This window comes from Pseudomonas imrae (assembly GCF_046352735.2).
In the GTDB taxonomy this organism is placed as follows: Bacteria; Pseudomonadota; Gammaproteobacteria; order Pseudomonadales; family Pseudomonadaceae; genus Aquipseudomonas; species Aquipseudomonas imrae.
Window position 1 is genome coordinate 897,837 of the sequence record NZ_CP110853.2, and the last position, 18,056, is coordinate 915,892.

The 18,056-nt window shown below is 59.0% G+C and carries 11 protein-coding genes; all 11 read right to left on the bottom strand.

What is annotated here, in order from left to right; genetic code table 11:
- Window positions 1–71: 71 nt before the first annotated feature.
- The gene (locus tag OQ460_RS03975; protein ID WP_410020594.1) at window positions 72–3,005 is read right to left on the bottom strand and encodes a DUF748 domain-containing protein; all 2,934 of its coding nucleotides are present in this window, start codon (window positions 3,003–3,005) and stop codon (window positions 72–74) included.
- A 109-nt stretch (window positions 3,006–3,114) separates the two neighbouring features.
- Window positions 3,115–4,131: a class I SAM-dependent rRNA methyltransferase gene (locus OQ460_RS03980; protein WP_410020595.1), complete on the bottom strand. Its 1,017-nt coding sequence runs from the start codon at window positions 4,129–4,131 to the stop codon at window positions 3,115–3,117.
- Between the two features lie 57 nt (window positions 4,132–4,188).
- Window positions 4,189–5,058 (bottom strand): oxygenase MpaB family protein, encoded by an 870-nt coding sequence (locus OQ460_RS03985; RefSeq protein ID WP_410020596.1) that lies wholly within the window; start codon window positions 5,056–5,058, stop codon window positions 4,189–4,191.
- 16 nt (window positions 5,059–5,074) lie between these two features.
- The gene (gene acs / locus OQ460_RS03990; RefSeq protein ID WP_410020597.1) at window positions 5,075–7,012 is read right to left on the bottom strand and encodes an acetate--CoA ligase; all 1,938 of its coding nucleotides are present in this window, start codon (window positions 7,010–7,012) and stop codon (window positions 5,075–5,077) included.
- A gap of 106 nt (window positions 7,013–7,118) precedes the next feature.
- Entirely contained in the window at window positions 7,119–8,783 is a 1,665-nt protein-coding gene (pgi, locus tag OQ460_RS03995; protein WP_410020598.1) for a glucose-6-phosphate isomerase, read from the bottom strand.
- Between the two features lie 235 nt (window positions 8,784–9,018).
- On the bottom strand, window positions 9,019–9,873 hold the full coding sequence (panC, locus tag OQ460_RS04000; RefSeq protein ID WP_410020599.1) for a pantoate--beta-alanine ligase: 855 nt from the start codon (window positions 9,871–9,873) through the stop codon (window positions 9,019–9,021).
- On the bottom strand, window positions 9,870–10,670 hold the full coding sequence (gene panB / locus OQ460_RS04005) for a 3-methyl-2-oxobutanoate hydroxymethyltransferase (protein WP_410020600.1): 801 nt from the start codon (window positions 10,668–10,670) through the stop codon (window positions 9,870–9,872). The genes panC and panB overlap by 4 nt, the downstream gene beginning before the upstream one ends.
- A gap of 355 nt (window positions 10,671–11,025) precedes the next feature.
- Window positions 11,026–11,511, bottom strand: a complete 486-nt coding sequence (folK, locus tag OQ460_RS04010) for a 2-amino-4-hydroxy-6-hydroxymethyldihydropteridine diphosphokinase (RefSeq protein WP_410020601.1) — start codon at window positions 11,509–11,511, stop codon at window positions 11,026–11,028.
- A gap of 5 nt (window positions 11,512–11,516) precedes the next feature.
- A complete protein-coding gene (locus OQ460_RS04015) occupies window positions 11,517–12,914 on the bottom strand; it encodes a polynucleotide adenylyltransferase PcnB (protein WP_410020602.1) in 1,398 nt (465 codons plus the stop codon).
- Between the two features lie 714 nt (window positions 12,915–13,628).
- Window positions 13,629–15,062: a sigma-54-dependent transcriptional regulator gene (locus tag OQ460_RS04020; RefSeq protein WP_410020603.1), complete on the bottom strand. Its 1,434-nt coding sequence runs from the start codon at window positions 15,060–15,062 to the stop codon at window positions 13,629–13,631.
- Window positions 15,063–15,084: 22 nt separating this feature from the next.
- Window positions 15,085–18,039, bottom strand: a complete 2,955-nt coding sequence (locus tag OQ460_RS04025) for a sensor histidine kinase (RefSeq protein ID WP_410020604.1) — start codon at window positions 18,037–18,039, stop codon at window positions 15,085–15,087.
- Window positions 18,040–18,056 lie beyond the last annotated feature (17 nt).

The following is an 18,056-nucleotide window of genomic DNA, read 5'->3' on the forward strand; positions in this document are numbered from 1 at the left end:
TGGTCATTACGGGCCCCGGCACTAGTGTCGGGGCCCGTTCTATTTAAGGGCGGGAATTTGCCAGCGAGTGATTATTCTGCGTCCAGATGCATCGGGGTGATCACACGGCCATCCTTCTCGGCTTGCCCCAGGCTTGCATCGATAAAGTACACCCTGTCGTCTTCCAACTGCCCTTTGTCCACCAGGTAATCCTTGATGGTGCTGGCTCGATCCTGGCCCAGTTTCCGTAGCAGCACGTCACTGGCACCCCAGAACTTGATCAGCCCGTCGCGCAGCTTCGCCGTGCGCTCGTCGCGGCTCAGGTCTTTCCATTCGGCCGGTGGTTGTTGTTTCAGACGGGTACGGTAGATGCCTTCCAGCAGAGGGGCTTTCTCGCCCTCCGGCACCTCCAGCAGTGAAGCCTGGGCCGGAACCTTGTCGCCACGGCGCTGGAGGATTTTGTAGTAGTTGTATTGATACTCGCGCTCCAGGCGTTGAGCGGCCAGTAACGGGCCGTCACTGCTGGCAGCGGCAGTACCTTCGATTTCCAGGCGCAGGGCGGGGCGCTCCTTGAGTGCCTTGGACAGGCTGTTCAGTGCGGATTGCGCATCCTTGCTCAACTCGCTGGAGCCGGCTGCGAACGACACGTTGCCCAGGTCTTGCGAACCGCCTCCTGTTACCAACCCACCGATAAACTTGAACGGCGCCGTGGCCGCGCGAACCACCAGATTGCGCAGGGTTTGCCAGACAATCGGCATCACGCTGAATTGTGGGTTGTTCAAGTCACCGGTCACTGGCAACTCGATGGAGATCTTGCCGTCGGTGTCTTTGAGCAAGGCAATCGCCAGGCGAATCGGCAGGTCCACGGCGTCCGCGCTGTCAACTTTCTCGCCCAATTGCAGTTGCTCCACTACCACCTTGTTCTCGGCTTTCAACTGGCCTTTGGTGATGATGTAGTGCAGATCAAGGTTAAGTCGACCCTTGCGGATACGGAACCCGGCAAACTTGCCCGAGTAGGGCGTCAGGGTGGTCAGTTCGACCCGCTTGAAGCTGGTGGCGATGTCCAGCGCTGCCATCGGGTCAAACGGGTTCACGCTACCCTTGATGGTCACGGGTGCATAGCGGTCAACCTTGCCTTTGATGTCGACGCTGGCAGGTTTGGCCTGACGGCTGTCGATGGTGCCGATCTTGCCGTTCAGTTGCTGGATTGCGGTGGCGAAGTTAGGGGTCAGGCTGAAGTCGGCAAAGTTGGCCGAGCCGTCATTGATCGCAATCTGGCCGATATGAATGCCCAGGGGCTTCTCGTTGCCTGCAGTGGATTTGGAGGCTGATTTGGCGCCACTGTCGGCCGGTTGGGGAATCAACAGGTCATCGATGTTGGTGGTGCGATCATCGTTGATCATGAAACGGGCATAGGGTTGCAGCAGGTTGACCTTGTCGATCGACACACTGTTACCGTGCTGATAGTTCAAGCCTTCAATGACCAGGCGCTGCCATTTGAGGAAGTCACGGGTCTTGAGGGTATCCAGAGTGTGTAGCTGATCTACCTGCGCACGGCCAGTGATTTGCAGCGCCAAGGGTTCGGTTCCCTTGAGGTTTACATCCAGGTTGCTGCCCAGCATGCCGCTACGCAGTTCCAGGCGTATGAACGGACTGATATAGGACTGGGCAACCCGCAGGTCGATATCTTTGGTGTCAACTTTCAGCTTGGCGCTGACTGGGTTCAGGTTAACCAGGCCGCTCGCCTGGATCTTGCCCTGTTTACCCAGGCCAGAGTCGATCTTGAGCGTGAAAGGGCTTTGGTTGAGGCTGTCGAAATTTTGTACGTCGACATTCAGCGGGCCAAGCTCCAACGCCACCGCAGGTTTTACCTGGCGGTCTGCCAGATGCACGTGGTAATTGCGCAGTTGGACGTCCTTTAGCAGTACTTGCCAAGGCTTGCCCGGTGCTGCGGGTTCAGGTTTCGGGGAGTCGGCTGTCGCGGGAGTGCTCGCAGGTTCAGGGGCTGCAGCTGGCTTGCTCGGCTGGCTGGCGAACAGCTTCTGCCAATCCAGTTGGCCGTCGGCTTCACGTGCGGCCCAGGTTTCGAGCTTGTTGCTGCGGATCTTGCCGACGACAACCTGCTGCTTGGCCAGGTCTATGGACGTTTCGCTGATGTCCAGGCGCTCCAGGCGTGCCAGAGGCCGGCCATCTGGCGCCTTGATTGCAAAGGGAGCAATGCTTGCAGCGGTATTGGTCAGGTTCAGTTCGGTTTCTTTGGCCAGGCTCAGCTTGTAGTCGGTGCTGAAATTCAGCACACCGTCTTCCAATACCAGTGGCAGGGCGTCACGCACGTACGGCCACCAGGCCTTCATCTTGCCGTCGGTGACTTTCAGCGTGCCCTGCGAGGCGATGGGCACCAGGCTGAAGTTTCCGGTCCAGTCGATCTGGCCGCCGTCGGGGCCGGCTGCAACCAGTGTCATGTCGGCATTGTCTTCGGGCAGCGTACTGAGGTTTTTCAGCTCGAAGTCGAGTGTGTCGTAGAGAAATTCGATGGGTTCGCTGGGGCGCAAGTCCTCGAAGTGGACGTATCCACCGGCCAGCTTGATGCGTTCGATGCGCAGTGGGAATGGTTTGCTCTCGGGATCATCCGGGGTAGGTTCGCTGGCAGGCAGTTTGAACAATTGCGCCAGGTTGAGCGTGCCGGATTTGTCGAACAGTACTTCGGTCTTTGGCTTGTCCAGCTGCACGTCGGTCAGATGCAGGGCCTTGGTCCAGAGACTGTCGATCTGCAGGTTGGCATAGAGGCGCTCGAAGCCGACCTGTTCCTTGCCCGGCTCGCCGATCTTGAGCCCCCAGAGGGTCAGCTCAAGGCTGAAGGGGTTCAGCTCGATACGCTCGATACGGGCGGGCACCGTGGCATAGTTGGCCAACTGTTGGTTGGCCACGCGAAGCGCAATGCCAGGTAAGATCAGGAAACCCAGCAAACTGTAGAGTGCAAGGGCGGTCAGCAAGGCGCCAGTGGCGCGAATCAATCCTTTGGGCATGTGTGACGCCATCTATGTCGATCAAAGAGTGCCTTGGAGTATGGCACGGGTTTGCGGTTCCGAAGAACCGCGCGTTTATTACGCTTCACCAGGCTGCTTGGGAAAATTCCTACAGTTGCAGGATCAGGGTCTTCAGCGGAGGTTGCTGGTCCTGGGAGGGGAAATCGGCGCCGGGTGTCATGATTTTCCACTCACGCACCGCTCGCCCGGCCTTTTCGGCGCAACGCAGTACCTGGTCGCGCCAATCGTCCATGCTGACTTTCGCCAGGTTGTTGCAACAGATCAGCACGCCGTTATCGGCTGTTGCCAACAGCGCCGGCTTGAGCAGGCTTTGGTAGTCGCGCAGCAAGTCGACAGTACCAAAGGCGCTTTTGGCCCACGCCGGAGGGTCGAGCAGCACCAAGTCATATTGGCGTTGTTCCAGGCGTGGGTAGCTGGGCAGTTTCTGGCCGCGACGCTGGGTAATCGGCAGGCCTGCCAGTTGGCGGATTGCGGGGAAGTAGTCCGATTGTACAAACTGCATTTGTGGTAGTTGCGGGTTCAGTACACCGTTTTCGCGACCGACCGCCAGGTTGCCCTCGGCAAAATCCAGGTTGCACACTTCACGGGCACCACCGGCCGCTGCGCTCAGGCCTACGCCACAGGTGTAGGCGAACAGGTTCAGCACACTTTTGCCGGCACTGTGTGCCTTGACCCAGCCGCGCGTATTCCGCAGGTCAAGGAATAGCAACGGGTCCTGCCCGGCATGGCGGCCACGTACGCGATAATTGAGGCCCCATTCATGGCCGACCAAGTCTTCCAGGGCAGCGGCCTCGGCGCGGTAAACCGTGTCTTCGCGATCAATACGTGAGTTGCCCCGGGAGCGGTCGTTGTAGACCAGCAGCAGCTCAAGGCCAAGGTGCTGGTTAACCAACTGATGCAGTTGCAGCAGGGCCTCGTTTTCCAGGGATTGGTGAAAGCTCTGTACCAACAGTTGCGGACCATAGCGGTCGATGGTCAAGCCGCCGGCGCCTTCCTGGCTACCATGGAACAATCGGTAACAGTCGGTGCCTTGGGCATGCAGCTCGGCGAGCAGGTCTTGACGATGATCGAGAGCGGCGCGCAGCGCCTGATTCAGGGAAGACATGGAGCGCGCCTTGCTGGGTAATGAGGGCGCAGGAGTTTAGCAGCTATGGGGCAGCGTCTACAGCAGCCCCATTCGCCGATGCGCGCGCTGTACCGAGCCATTGCGCATTGCCCAACGCAAGAGCGGTGCGCTGCGTCTGACGCCGGCGCGGATCAGTTGGCGTTGTATCGGGCTTTGCTGCTGCCCAAGCATGTTGCTGGCCCAGTCCGGCAGTAGGTCAATGCCGGCTTGCATCATCAGCGAACCGAACGGCTTGGCCAGCGTGCTCGGAGCGGGTGCAGCAAGCAGTAGGCGCAACACTTCATGGCTACGTTCATCACACAGCAGTTGCGGGCGAATATGTTGCAGGTAATCAGCAACCTCCTGCCGTGAGCTCGGTACCTGGCGTGCACCCAGTCGCTCGGCAACCAGGGCAATTTCGCTGTAGTACCGATCCTGATCCCGGGTCGACAGGTCCGGGTTTCGGTAACGCAGGTGTGCAGCAAGGAAGCTGCTGACCTCGGCGACATGCACCCAGGTCAGCAAGTCAGGGTCGCTGGCCGCATAAGCGCGCCCGTCAGGTGCATGGCCAACCACTTGCAGGTGGATGGTGCGCACTTTCTCGATCAGCCACTCGGCGTCGCGGCGCGAGCCGAATGTGGTGCCGGAAATAAACTGTGAAGTGCGCCGGAGGCGGCCGAGCATGTCCTGGCGAAAATTCGAGTGGTCCCATACGCCGGCCAGCGCAAGAGGGTGCAACGCTTGCAGCATCAAGGCGCTGATACCACCGATCAACATGCTGCTGAAGTCTCCATGGACTTTCCAGCTTACCGAGTCTGGCCCGAACAGCCCCGGATCGCCCTTGGGGCTTTCCAGGTCCAGATTGCCCAGGGACAAGCCGGTAAGGCTCATCAACTGGGATTCGATACGGCTACGCAGAAATTCCATGGTGACTCTGGGGTTCCTATCGGTTCAGGCGCTTATCGATCAAGCCATCGACCACGCTCGGATCAGCCAGGGTCGAGGTATCTCCCAGGCTGTCCAGTTCATTGCAGGCGATCTTGCGCAGGATACGCCGCATGATCTTGCCTGAACGGGTTTTAGGCAAGGCTGGCGCCCATTGGATCAACTCCGGCTTGGCGAAGCTGCCGATCTCTTTGCTGACCAGTTCCAGCAGGTGCTTTTTCAACTCGTCGTTGGGTTCGACGCCGTTCATCGGCGTGACGAAGGCGTAAATACCCTGGCCCTTGAGGTCATGGGGGTAACCCACCACCGCGGCCTCAGCCACCTTATCGTGTAGGACCAGGGCACTTTCAACCTCTGCGGTGCCGATACGGTGGCCGGAGACGTTGATCACGTCGTCGATTCGCCCAGTGATCCAATAGTCACCGTCCTCGTCCCGCCGAGCGCCATCGCCGGTAAAGTAATAACCGGGATAGGGTTTGAAGTAGGTGTCGATCATCCGCTGCGGATCACCGTAGACGCTGCGGATCTGTCCTGGCCAACTGGATTTTATGGCCAGCACGCCACTGCCGGCACCGCTGATTTCCTTGCCTTGTTCGTCCAGCAGGACGGGTTCAACACCAAACATTGGCCGGGTCGCACAACCGGGTTTGATTCGTTTTGCGCTGACCAGCGGGCTGAGCATGATGCCGCCGGTTTCGGTCTGCCACCAGGTATCGACGATCGGGCAGCGCTGCTCGCCGACGGCATTGAAGTACCAGTCCCACGCTTCGGGGTTGATTGGTTCTCCGACGCTGCCCAGTAATCGCAGGCTGGCGCGCGAGGTGCTTTCAAGTGGGCCGTGGCCCTCACGCATCAACGCGCGCAGTGCGGTGGGGGCGGTATAGAAGATATTGACATGGTGCTTGTCGATCACTTGCCAGAAACGTGAGCTGTCCGGGTAGCTCGGTACCCCCTCGAACATCAACGATGTCGCGCCATTGGCCAGTGGCCCATAGACGATGTAGCTGTGACCGGTAACCCAGCCGACATCGGCGGTACACCAGAACACCTCACCGTCGCGGTAGTCGAGCACGTACTTGAAGGTCATCGCCGCTTGCAGCAGATAACCAGCGGTCGTGTGCAATACGCCTTTGGGTTTGCCGGTGCTGCCGGAGGTATAGAGGATAAACAGCGGGTCTTCGGCGCCCATCGGTTGCGGTGGGCAATCATCGCTCGCCGCTTCCAGTGCCTGCTGATACTTGAGGTCGCGACCTTCAACCCAATTGATTGGCACGCCGGTTCGCTCTACCACCAGCACCAAGCTGACATCCGGGTAACTGGCCAATGCTCTGTCGACGTTTTGTTTCAGGGCGACAGGTTTGCCGCCACGCACGCCTTCGTCGGCGGTGATCACGGTACGGCAATCGGCATCGAGGATTCGGTCGCGCAGGGCATCCGGCGAGAATCCACCGAAGACGACGGAATGCACGGCACCGATACGGGTACAGGCGAGCATCGCGTAGGCCGCTTCGGGAATCATCGGCATATAAATGCAGACGCGATCCCCTTTCTTCACGCCACGGCTTTTCAGCACATTGGCCAGGCGGCAGACGTTTTGATGAAGTTGGCGGTAAGTGATTCGCGACGATTTGGACGGATCGTCGCCCTCCCAGATAAACGCGGGTTGATCAGCGCGTTGGGGTAGGTGGCGATCTATGCAGTTGTAACTGACGTTCAACTGGCTGCCGGCAAACCAATGGGCCTCGCCGGTCTGGATATTCGATTGGTGGACGCTGGTCCAGGGTTTGATCCAGTCGAGGAGTCCCTTGGCCTGTTCGGCCCAGAAAGTTTCCGGCTGTTCAATGGACTGGCGGTAGAGGCGCTGGTAGTCCTCTTGACTGAGTTGCGCAGCCTGGCGGACGGCATCGGCCTTGGGGAAAGTGCTGATATCGAACATGAGGGATCCTTATTCTTGTTATGTGCGACAAGAGATAAAGATGCACCCTGCGGCGGGTGGGTTCAAGGCCAACGTCCAAACGAACGTTGGCCTTGGGGGCTTTACATCAACCGCGGTGGCGACCGCGGAAGTAGTTGATCAAGCCCTGGGTCGAAGCATCTTCGGCAGATGTTTCCTCGCTGCCGGTCAGACGGTTGTAGACGCCTTTGCCCAGTTCCTTGCCCAGCTCCACGCCCCATTGGTCAAAGGCGTTGATGCCCCAGATGACGCTTTGCACGAACACTTTGTGCTCATACATCGCCACCAGCGCGCCCAGACGACGCGGGCTGATACGTTCCACCACCAACGTGTTGCTCGGCCGGTTGCCTGGAATCACCTTGTGGGGTGCCAGTTTCTGCACTTCGTCTTCACTCAGGCCTTTTTCGCGCAGCTCGGTCTCGGCTTCGCTGCGGGTCTTGCCCAGCATCAGTGCCTGGCTTTGCGACAAGCAGTTGGCATACAGCCATTGATGGTGGTCGGAGACCGGGTTGAAGCTGACGATCGGCACAATAAAGTCGGCCGGGATCAGTTGGGTGCCTTGGTGCAAGAGTTGGTGGTAGGCGTGCTGACCGTTGCAGCCCACACCGCCCCAGATTACCGGGCCAGTATCGGTGGCCACTGGAGTGCCGTCCTGGCGTACGCTCTTGCCGTTGGATTCCATGTCCAGTTGCTGCAGGTGCTTGGTAATGTTCCGCAGATAGTGGTCATACGGCAGGATCGCGTGGCTTTGCGCGCCCCAGAAATTGCCGTACCACACGCCAAGCAACGCCAGCAGCACCGGCATGTTCTGTTCGAATGGCGCGCTCTGGAAATGCTGGTCCATGGTGTAGGCCCCAGACAGCAACTCCTTGAAGTTGGACATGCCGATGGCCAGTGCGATCGGTAAGCCAATGGCCGACCACAGCGAATAACGGCCGCCTACCCAGTCCCACATCGGGAAGATGTTCTCTTCGCGGATACCAAAGGCCACGGCAGCGGCATTGTTGCTGGATACGGCAATGAAGTGACGATACAGCTCGGCTTCCGAGCCACCCTGGGCCAGGTACCAGGCGCGGGCGGCCTGGGCGTTTTTCAAGGTTTCCAGGGTATTGAAGGATTTCGACGAGACGATAAACAGCGTGGTTTCGGCCCGCAGCTTCATGGTCAGTTCGTGGAACTCGCTGCCGTCGATGTTCGCCAGGTAGTGGCAGCGCACGCCTTTGTGGGCGTAGGACAACAGCGCTTCAGACACCAGCTCGGGACCAAGGAACGAACCACCGATACCGATATTGACCACGTCGGTAATCGGCTTCTCGGTGTAGCCGCGCCACAGGCCGTCGTGGATGCGACCCACCAGATCGGTGATCTGGTTCAGCACTTTGTGCACGTCGGGCATGATATTCGTGCCGTTGACCGACAGCTTGTCACCCACTGGGCGGCGCAACGCGGTATGCAGCGCCGGGCGGCCTTCGGAGGAGTTGACGGGGTCGCCGTCGAACAATGCCTTGATCGCGCCTTGCAGGTCGACTTCCTTGGCCAGGCCCACCAGCAGGTCGCGGGTTTCTTGGGTGATCAGGTTTTTCGAGTAATCGAGGAAAAGTCCGCAGCTGCTCAAGGTGAACTGATTGAAGCGCTGGGGATCGGCATTAAAGGCTTCGCGCATGCTGAAATCCTGCATGGCTTGGCGATGTTGATTGAGCGCTTGCCAGGCGGGCAGAGCGGTAACGTCGTGGGGAGTGCGGTAATACGCCATCGCTGCGGGTTTCCTTTTATTACTGGGACTGCCTTTAAGACACTTGAAAGCCCGGAACGTCCAGCTTTTATAGCTGATGTTATAAAAGGGCGGGTTCCGGCCAACTGCGTCAACGCCAACACATGGCGTCGGGCGATTACATTAAACCTAGCGTGTCGATCTGTCTTGGCTTTGTCTGCGCTGTGGCCGGTACTTTTTTATACCGGCCGTCCAGGCTGTGCTACGAAAGGGTTATTCAGGCGGGAAGATTCAGGTGCAGGTTGTCGATCAGCCGGGTCGCGCCCAGGTAGGCGGCGACAAGGATGACCACGTCCCGATCCTCGGCACTGGCCGGGCGCAGGTGCTGGCCTTGGCGGATTTCCAGATAGTCCATACGCAGGCCGGCAGCCTCGATCTTCTGGATTTGCTCGGCGCGCAGCCTGGCAAAATCCCGATCACCGTGCTCGATGGCGCTGGCGATATGGCTGAGGCTGCGATACAGCACCGGGGCAATGACGCGTTGTTCTTCGCTTAGGTAGCCGTTGCGCGATGACAGCGCGAGGCCGTCTTCGGCACGGACGGTAGGTTCGCCGATAATCTGGATCGGCATGTTCAAGTCGCGCACCATGGCCCGAATCACCGCCAGTTGCTGGTAATCCTTCTGACCAAATACCGCCATGTCGGGCTGAACCATATTGAACAGCTTACTGACCACGGTCGCCACGCCTTCGAAATGCCCCGGACGGCTGGCGCCGCACAGGCCTTCGGACAGATGCGGCACGCTGACCCGGGTCTGGACGGCCATGCCGTCGGGGTACATCTCATCGACGGTTGGCGCGAACAGCAGGTTACAGCCAGCCTGCAGCAGTCTTTCCTGATCTGCTGCGAGGGTACGGGGGTATTTGTCCAGATCTTCGCCGGCCCCGAATTGCAGCGGGTTGACGAAAATACTCGCGACCACGAAGTCTGCTTGTTCGGCCGCCTTGGTTACCAGCGTGGCGTGACCGGCATGCAGGTTACCCATGGTGGGAACGAAGCCGATACGTTTGCCGGCACTGCGCGCGTGAGTCACGGCAGCGCGCAACTCACGCAGGGTTTTGACGGTGTTCATGCAGAGAATCCATGTTCGATGCCAGGAAAGGTAACGGCTTTGACCTCGGTGACGTAGGCGCTCAAGGCGGCCTGGATACTGTCCTGACCAGCCATGAAGTTCTTGACGAACTTCGGTGCGCGGCCGGTGAGCGCCAAGCCAAGCATATCGTGCAGAACCAGTACCTGGCCGTCGGTGGCGCTACCGGCGCCGATACCAATGACGGGGATCTTCACGGCCTGGGTGATTTCTTCGGCCAATTCGCTGGGTACGCACTCCAGCACAATCATGGCAGCGCCGGCTTGTTCCAGGGCGATGGCATCGGCACGCATCTGCCGCGCCTGGGCTTCGTTACGGCCCTGGACCTTGTAGCCGCCGAGGATATTGACCGATTGCGGTGTCAGGCCCATGTGGGCGCACACCGGCACGCCACGCTCGGCCAGCAGGCGAATCGATTCCGCCAACCAGGCGGCGCCTTCCAGCTTGACCATGTGCGCACCAGCCTGCATCAGTTGTGCACTGTTGCTCAGGGTCTGCTCAAGGGTGGCGTAGGCCATGAACGGCAGGTCGGCGATGATCAAGGCCCCGTCGTTTCCACGTTTGACGCTGGCCACGTGATAGGCAACTTCTGCGGTAGTGACGGGCAGCGTGCTGTCATTCCCTTGTAGAACCATGCCCAGGGAGTCGCCCACCAGTAACACTTCTACCCCGGCCTGGCAGCAAGCCTGGGCAAAAGTGGCGTCATAGCAGGTCAGCATGGTGATTTTCTCACCTTTGAGTTTGAGGCTCTGCAAGGTGGTCAGGGTAATGTCTGGCATGAAAAGGGTCCTCATTCAGGCGCTTGGAAACAGCGAGTAACGCGCGTGAGTCTTCGTTTATACAGGCGCACTTTCTTGAGAGCAGTGCTTATAAGGCCTGGATTGCGCCCTTTAGCGCCGGGTTGGCGACAGCGGGACGCCTATAGTCGTGAGGAGGACACCGGAAGTCAATTGGATGTGTTACCGCATTGTTACGCTGGCGGTGTTACCCGTGTTACTGATGCGATTCAGCATGTTGAGTGTGGTTTGCGCGACGCAAGACACAAGCTGGCTTGCCTGCGATGTAGGCAACTCGGTCTTTCAGTGCTGCCGAGGTGATGTTATCGCAGGCAAGCCAGTTCCTACATCGATCGAGTCAGGCTTGAGTCACGCGTTCCAGGCCGACAAACGGGCAGGCTGAAAGCAAGTCGCCGAGGGTTTGCTTATCCGGTAGTTGAAGCGTGGCAGGTGCCAGTTCAGCCAGCGGGTACAGCACGAACGCACGCAGGTGCATCTGGTAGTGCGGTACCTTGAGGCGCGGCTCGTCGATCAGTCGATCGCCAAACAGCAGGATATCCAGATCGAGCGTGCGTGGACCCCAGCGCACCAGGCGTTCGCGGCCCTGGTCGTTTTCGATAGCTTGCAGGGCGTCCAGCAACGCGAGTGGCGCGAGATTGCTGTCCAGGGCGGCAACCGCATTGGTATAGCGCGGCTGACCTGGGAGCAGAGAGTCACTTTGATAAAACGCCGACACACCGACGAGGGTGGTGTCGGGCAATTGCGCCAGCGCTTCTATAGCGTTGTGCAATTGCTGCTGCGGGGCAGCCAGGTTACTGCCCATGCCAATGTAGATGCGTTCCACCGTAGCTACTCACCTGATGTGTCGGCGGCGCTGCGCTTGCGCTTGCTGCCACTACTGCGCCGACGCTTTTTCGGTGCTTCGCTGCTGGTATCGCCCTTGCCACTCAAGTCACGAATCATTTCGCGACGCTCGCTGTCGTTGGCGTCCTGATAGTCGGTCCACCATTCACCCAGGCCGTCGGTCTGCTCGCCGGCGCTTTCACGCAGCAGCAGGAAGTCGTAGCCGGCACGGAAGCGCGGATTGTCCAGCAACAGGTCGGCGCGTTTGCCGCTGCGGCGCGGCAAGCGCTCCTGCATGTCCCAGATCTCGCGGATCGGCATGGTGAAGCGCTTGGGAATCGCAATGCGCTGGCACTGCTCTGCGATCAGTTCGTGCGCTGCTTCCTGCATCGCCGGTATCGGTGGCATGCCACGGTTTTGCAGGCGCAAGACACGAGCCGGCAAAGCTGGCCACAACAAGGCGGCAAACAGGAACGCCGGGGTCACGGGTTTGTTCTGTTTGATCCGCAGGTCGGTGTTGATCAACGCTTCACTGATCAGGGTGTGGGTGTAGGTCGGGTTGTGTTCCAGGGCGTCGGCGCTGGCTGGGAACAGCGGGTCGAACAACTGCAGGTCCACCAGCATTTCGAAGGTGTCAGCGGCATACCCGGAGAGGAACAGCTTGAGCACTTCTTCAAACAAGCGCGCCGAGGGGATTTCCCGCAGCATCGGTGCAAGGTTACGAATCGGCGCAGCCGTGTGTTTCTCGATGCCGAAGTTCAGCTTGGCAGCGAAGCGCACTGCGCGCAGCATCCGCACCGGGTCTTCCTGATAGCGCTGCGTCGGGTCGCCTATCAGGCGGATCAGGTTGTTGCGAATGTCATGTACGCCGTTGGCGTAGTCGAGGATGCGTTCGCTGACTGGATCGTAATAAAGGGCGTTGATGGTGAAGTCGCGGCGTTGCGCGTCGTCTTCCAGCGTGCCGTAGACGTTGTCGCGCAGGATTCGCCCGCTTTCGTTGCGCGAAGACTGGTTGCTGTCTTCATCTTCATCGTTTTGCGGATGATTGGCGCGGAAGGTCGCTACTTCGATGATCTCGCGACCGAAGTGGATGTGCACCAGCTTGAAGCGTCGGCCGATGATGCGCGCATTGCGAAACTCGGCGCGTATCTGTTCTGGCGTGGCACTGGTAGCGACGTCGAAATCTTTAGGGGTGATGTTGAGCAACATATCGCGCACGCAACCGCCGACCAGATAGGCCTGGTAACCAGCGTTCTGCAGGCGTTCGACAATGTTCACCGCATAACGGCTGAACTGGGCGCGCTGCAGCGAATGTTGATTGCTGTTGAGCACTTCAGGCGTGCTGCGAATGTGTTGCGTACGACGCAAGGGAGAACGGAATGACTGGAACAACTTCTTCAGCATGGGATGCACTGTTTGAAGGAATGTTCGGCCAAAACGAAGAATGACCGCATGATGGGCCGGGATTCTAGCATTTAGTCAGGGGATGGTGTAGGAACTAGCTGCAAGCGTTGAGCCAGAGGCTTAAACGAGGGGGCAAATTCAGAAGCTGGATTGCGGAAACTACAAGGGGAGCCGAAGCTCCCCCAGAAAGTAGTTGCGTGCTCTATTTTTATTATTGATTTCGGGCTTCTTGTTTTTGTTGAACGCCCTTGTCATGAGATTTCACCTTCATGACACTCCCAATCGGGAGTAAAGAGCAAACGGATTGCTTTGGTCGCTGTGTTGCTATGATCAATGATCCAACCAGTTCAGGCTCTGCCTTAGGGCAGTTTTTGTTGTTCTCGGCCTGGTTGCGGGGCAAGCCCCAAATGCAACGCCTCTCCAAAAGAATCAGTTAGCTGCGCCTCCGCCGTGTTGTTTTTATTATGCGTGAGTCGATTCGTCTTATTTTTATTGTCTTGTACAGTGCTTGTTATTGTTCTTGTACCAAGCATATAGCAGGGGGCGTGCCAACTTTTACAATCCCCAGCAAAATAAGGGGTTTGGGGCGTGTTCTGGTTTTTGATGGGCCAAAAAAAGCCGGGGCTTCGTTACCGTAAGCCCCGGCTTTTTGTTACGTGAATATCTGAGGTAACAGTTTTTTCACGTTTGGGGTGTTACCCCATCTAGATCGCCTCAGCTTTCGCTGGCAACCCCGGTCTTGCGGCGTGGAATGCCCAGACGTTGGCGGCGTTCCCACAGGCACTTGCGGCTGACACCCAGTTTGCGTGCCAATTCGGTCTCGGTCATGTGGTCTTGATGTTCAAGAACGAAGTGTTGGAAGTAGTCCTCCAGTGACAGATCTTCCGTTGGCTCGTGGCTGGTGTTGCTTGCGCCCTGCTGTGGTCCCAGGCCGATGAAGTCTTCGTCGTCCAGGTCACTCAGCTCGATGTCGATGCCAAGCAATTCAGCAGAGATTTCCGGGTTCTCCGACAGGATTACCGCCCGCTCCACGGCGTTTTCCAGCTCTCGCACGTTGCCAGGCCAGGAGTAATGTCGAATGGCCTGCTCAGCGTCGGCGGCGAACTTCAGGTCGGTCCGGTTGACTCGTGCGCTCTGGCGTACCAGGAACGCATTGGCAATCTCGTTGACATCTGCCCCGCGCTCGCGCAAAGCCGGCAACTTGAGGGCGATGACGTGCAGCCGGTAGTAAAGGTCCTCACGGAACTGGCCGACTTTCGCCAGGCTTTTCAGGTCTCGGTGAGTGGCTGCAATCAGGCGCACATCAACCTTTTGTGATTGCACGGAACCGACGCGGCGGATTTCGCCTTCCTGCAGCACCCGCAGTAGACGGGCCTGTGCTTCCAGCGGCAGTTCACCGATTTCGTCGAGAAACAGCGTCCCGCCGTCTGCCGCTTCCACCAGTCCTGCGCGACCCGCGCTGGCGCCGGTAAAGGCGCCTTTTTCGTGGCCGAACAGTTCGGATTCGATCAGGGATTCGGGGATCGCGGCGCAGTTTACCGAGATCATCGGTGCCTTGGCGCGCTTGGACAGGTTGTGCAGGGCGCGGGCCACCAGTTCCTTGCCGGTACCGGACTCGCCCTGGATCAGGACATTGGAGTCGGTGGGTGCCACCTTACGGATCTTGCTGTACAGCTCCTGCATGGGCGGGCAGGAACCGATGATGCCAATCTCGCCGTTGCAGTTATCGGCGCCGGGTTTTTCGGTGCCGTTGACGGCCTTGCCGGCGGGGCGCTCGGCGGAGCTGTTACCGACAGTTTGCCGGTCACGCAGGATGCGGGCCACTGCCTGGAGCATTTCGTCGTGATCGAAAGGCTTGGCAATATAATCCACCGCGCCCATCTTCATCGAGTCCACTGCTGAGCGCAGGCTGGCGTAGCTGGTCATGATCAGCACCGGAGTGCCCTGGCCGAGCTTGATCAGCTCGGTGCCAGGTGCGCCGGGCAGGCGTAGGTCACTGACGATCAGGTCGAACGTGGGAATGCTGAAACGCTCTTGTGCTTCCTGCACCGAGCCGGCTTCGCTGACTTGGTACTGATTACGTTCAAGCAGGCGACGCAAGGCAGAGCGGATAATGGTTTCGTCTTCGACGATCAAAATGTGCGGCATTGATTCAGTTCTCTCGACGGTCTCAGTTCACAGCGGACGTCGCTTCGACATGACGCGGCAAGGTCACCCTGATACGGGTGCCGCGTTGGCTTTCGGTGTCAGCCGGGCTGTCGATGGTGATTTGTCCATAATGCTCTTCAACGATGGAATAGACCAGTGCAAGGCCCAGACCGGTACCTTCACCCGGATCCTTGGTGGTGAAGAAAGGTTCGAACAATCGGTCCATGATGTTCTGTGGAATACCGCTGCCTTCATCTTCGACGATCAGATCGACCGTATGTTCGAAACCCTCGGTCTTGACGCGTACCGCGCCACCGGCCGGTGTTGCGTCACGGGCGTTGGACAGTAGGTTGATCAACACTTGTGCCAGGCGTTGCGAGTCGCCGTCGACCCAATGGTCCGGGTCGCACAGATTAAAGAACTGTACTTCGAAATTGCGTCGGTTCAAGGCCAGCAGCCCAATGGCATCCTGGGCGACTTCGGCCAGGCACACTGCTTCATCGTGATTTTGATGGCCTCCGGCATGGGCAAAGCTCATCAGCGACTGCACGATGCGCGACACGCGTTTGGTCTGTTCAAGGATCTGGCCGCTGATTTCGATGATCTCGCCGTCCTCTTCCCGCTCTTCCCGCAGGTTTTGCGCCAGGCACGCGATACCGGTGATCGGATTGCCGATTTCGTGAGCCACACCTGCCGCCAGGCGACCGATGCTGGCCAGCCGTTCGGAGTGGACCAACTTGTCCTCGAGCATCTGGGTTTCAGTCAGATCTTCCACCAATAGCACCAGGCCGCTGTTGCCGGGGGCCAGGGGCTCATCGATCGCTGCCTTGTGCAGATTGAGCCAACGAGTTTGCCCATCAAGTGCCAAGTGCTGTTTGTGCAAATGCTCGTCAGGCAGGTTGATAAAGCCCTGGAGCAGTTCCTTCCAGGGATCGCCAATCGTATTCAGGCGCGAACCCACCACCCGCTGGGCGGCAATGCCGGTCAGCTCTTCCATGGCCTTGTTCCACATCAGGATTTCCTGATCCTTGGCCAGGGAGCAGACCCCCATGGGCAATTCCTGCAAGGTCTGGCGGTGGTAGCGGCGCAGGGCGTCGAGTTCGGCGGCAAGGCCGGTAAGCCGCGAGTGGTAATCCTCCAGCCGGCTCTCGATGAAGTGGATGTCTTCGGTAACATAGTTTTCGCCGCCGGCCTTGTAGGGCAGGAAGGTTTCCACCATGTCCTGGGACACGCTGGGGCCCATCAGGCCCGAGAGGTTGGCCTCGATGCGGTCGCGCAGGCGGCGCAGGGCGTAGGGGCGGCGCTCATCGAAAGGCAGGTATAGATCGCGCAACGCTTGTTCCACTTCCTTTTGCGCGGCCTTGGCACCGAGGGGTTTGGCCAGTTGCGTGGCGAACTCCTGAGGCGAGGCCGCATGCAATTCACGTCGTTGCGGGCGGCGTACGTTATCCACCGCGCAGGCTTCGGCGGCACTGACTTCCTCAGGACTGGCGTTGGTAAACAGCGATGTAAGTGTGAACATCAGCACGTTGGCCGCCAGTGAAGCAATCGCTGCCATATGCCAACTGGTGTCGTCCAACACGTAGATCATGTTCAACAGCGGAATGTAGAACCCCTGCAGATTTCCGACTAGCGGCAAGAGCATGGTTACCAGCCATACCAAGATGCCTGCCAGCAGCCCGGCAATGAACCCGCGACGGTTGGCGGTTGGCCAGTAAAGTACCGACAGTACGCCAGGCAAGAATTGCAGGGTGGCAACGAAGGCAACGATTCCCAGGTTTGCCAGGTCCTGCTCGGCAGCCATCATCAGGTAGAAACCGTAGCCGGCCATGATGATCGCCACGATCAGCGCCCGGCGCGTCCATTTCAGCCAGCGATAGATGTTGCCCTCGGCGGGCGGTTGGTAAAGCGGCAGCACCAGATGATTGAGCGCCATGCCTGACAGTGCCAGAGTGGTGACGATGATCAATCCGCTGGCCGCCGATAGGCCACCGACATAGGCCAGCAGCGCCAAGGCCTTGCTATTGGCGGCGATGCCGATGCCGAGGGTGAAGTATTCCGGTTTGGTGGTAGCACCCAGCTTCAGGCCTGCCCAGAGGATCAGCGGCACCGCCAGGCTCATCAGCAGCAAAAACAACGGCAAACCCCAACTGGCACTGACCAGCGAGCGCGGGTTGAGGTTTTCGGTGAAAGTCATGTGGTACATGTGCGGCATGACGATAGCCGAGGCGAAGAACACCAGCAGCAGCGTGCGCCAGGGACCTTCTTGCAGGGGCGTGTGCAGGGCGGCGAGGGCGGTCTGGTTTTGCAGTAGCCACAACTCCAACTGATGCGGGCCATCGAATACGCCGTACAGCGCATACAGACCAACGCCACCGATGGCGATCAGTTTGATCACCGATTCGAAGGCAATCGCGAACACCAGGCCTTCGTGTTTTTCTCGGGTGGCGATATGCCTTGAACCGAAGAAGATCGTGAACAGGATGATCAGCGCACAGAAGCTCAGGGCAACCCGGTGTTGCACCGGTTCCTGGGTGAGAATGCCAATGGAGTCTGCCACCGCCTGGATTTGCAAGGCCAGCAGCGGCAATACGCCGATCAGCATGAAGATCGTGGTCAGCGCCCCCGCCCAGGTACTGCGGAAACGAAAGGCGAACAGATCCGCCAATGACGACAGTTGGTAGGTGCGGGTGATCTTCAGAATCGGGTATAGCAGCACCGGCGCCAGCAGGAACGCCCCGGAAACCCCCAGGTAGCTGGAGAGAAAGCCGTAGCCGTATTGGTAGGCCAGGCCCACCGTACCGTAGAACGCCCAGGCACTGGCATATACGCCCAGCGACAACGTGTAGGTCAGCGGATGGCGAATGATCGCCCGTGGAATCATTCCACGCTCACTGATCCAGGCCACCCCGAACAGCGTGGCCAGGTAGGCGGCGCTGATCAGCAGCATCTGGGTCAGGCTAAAGCTCATCGGCATCTTTTTGGCTCTGCAGA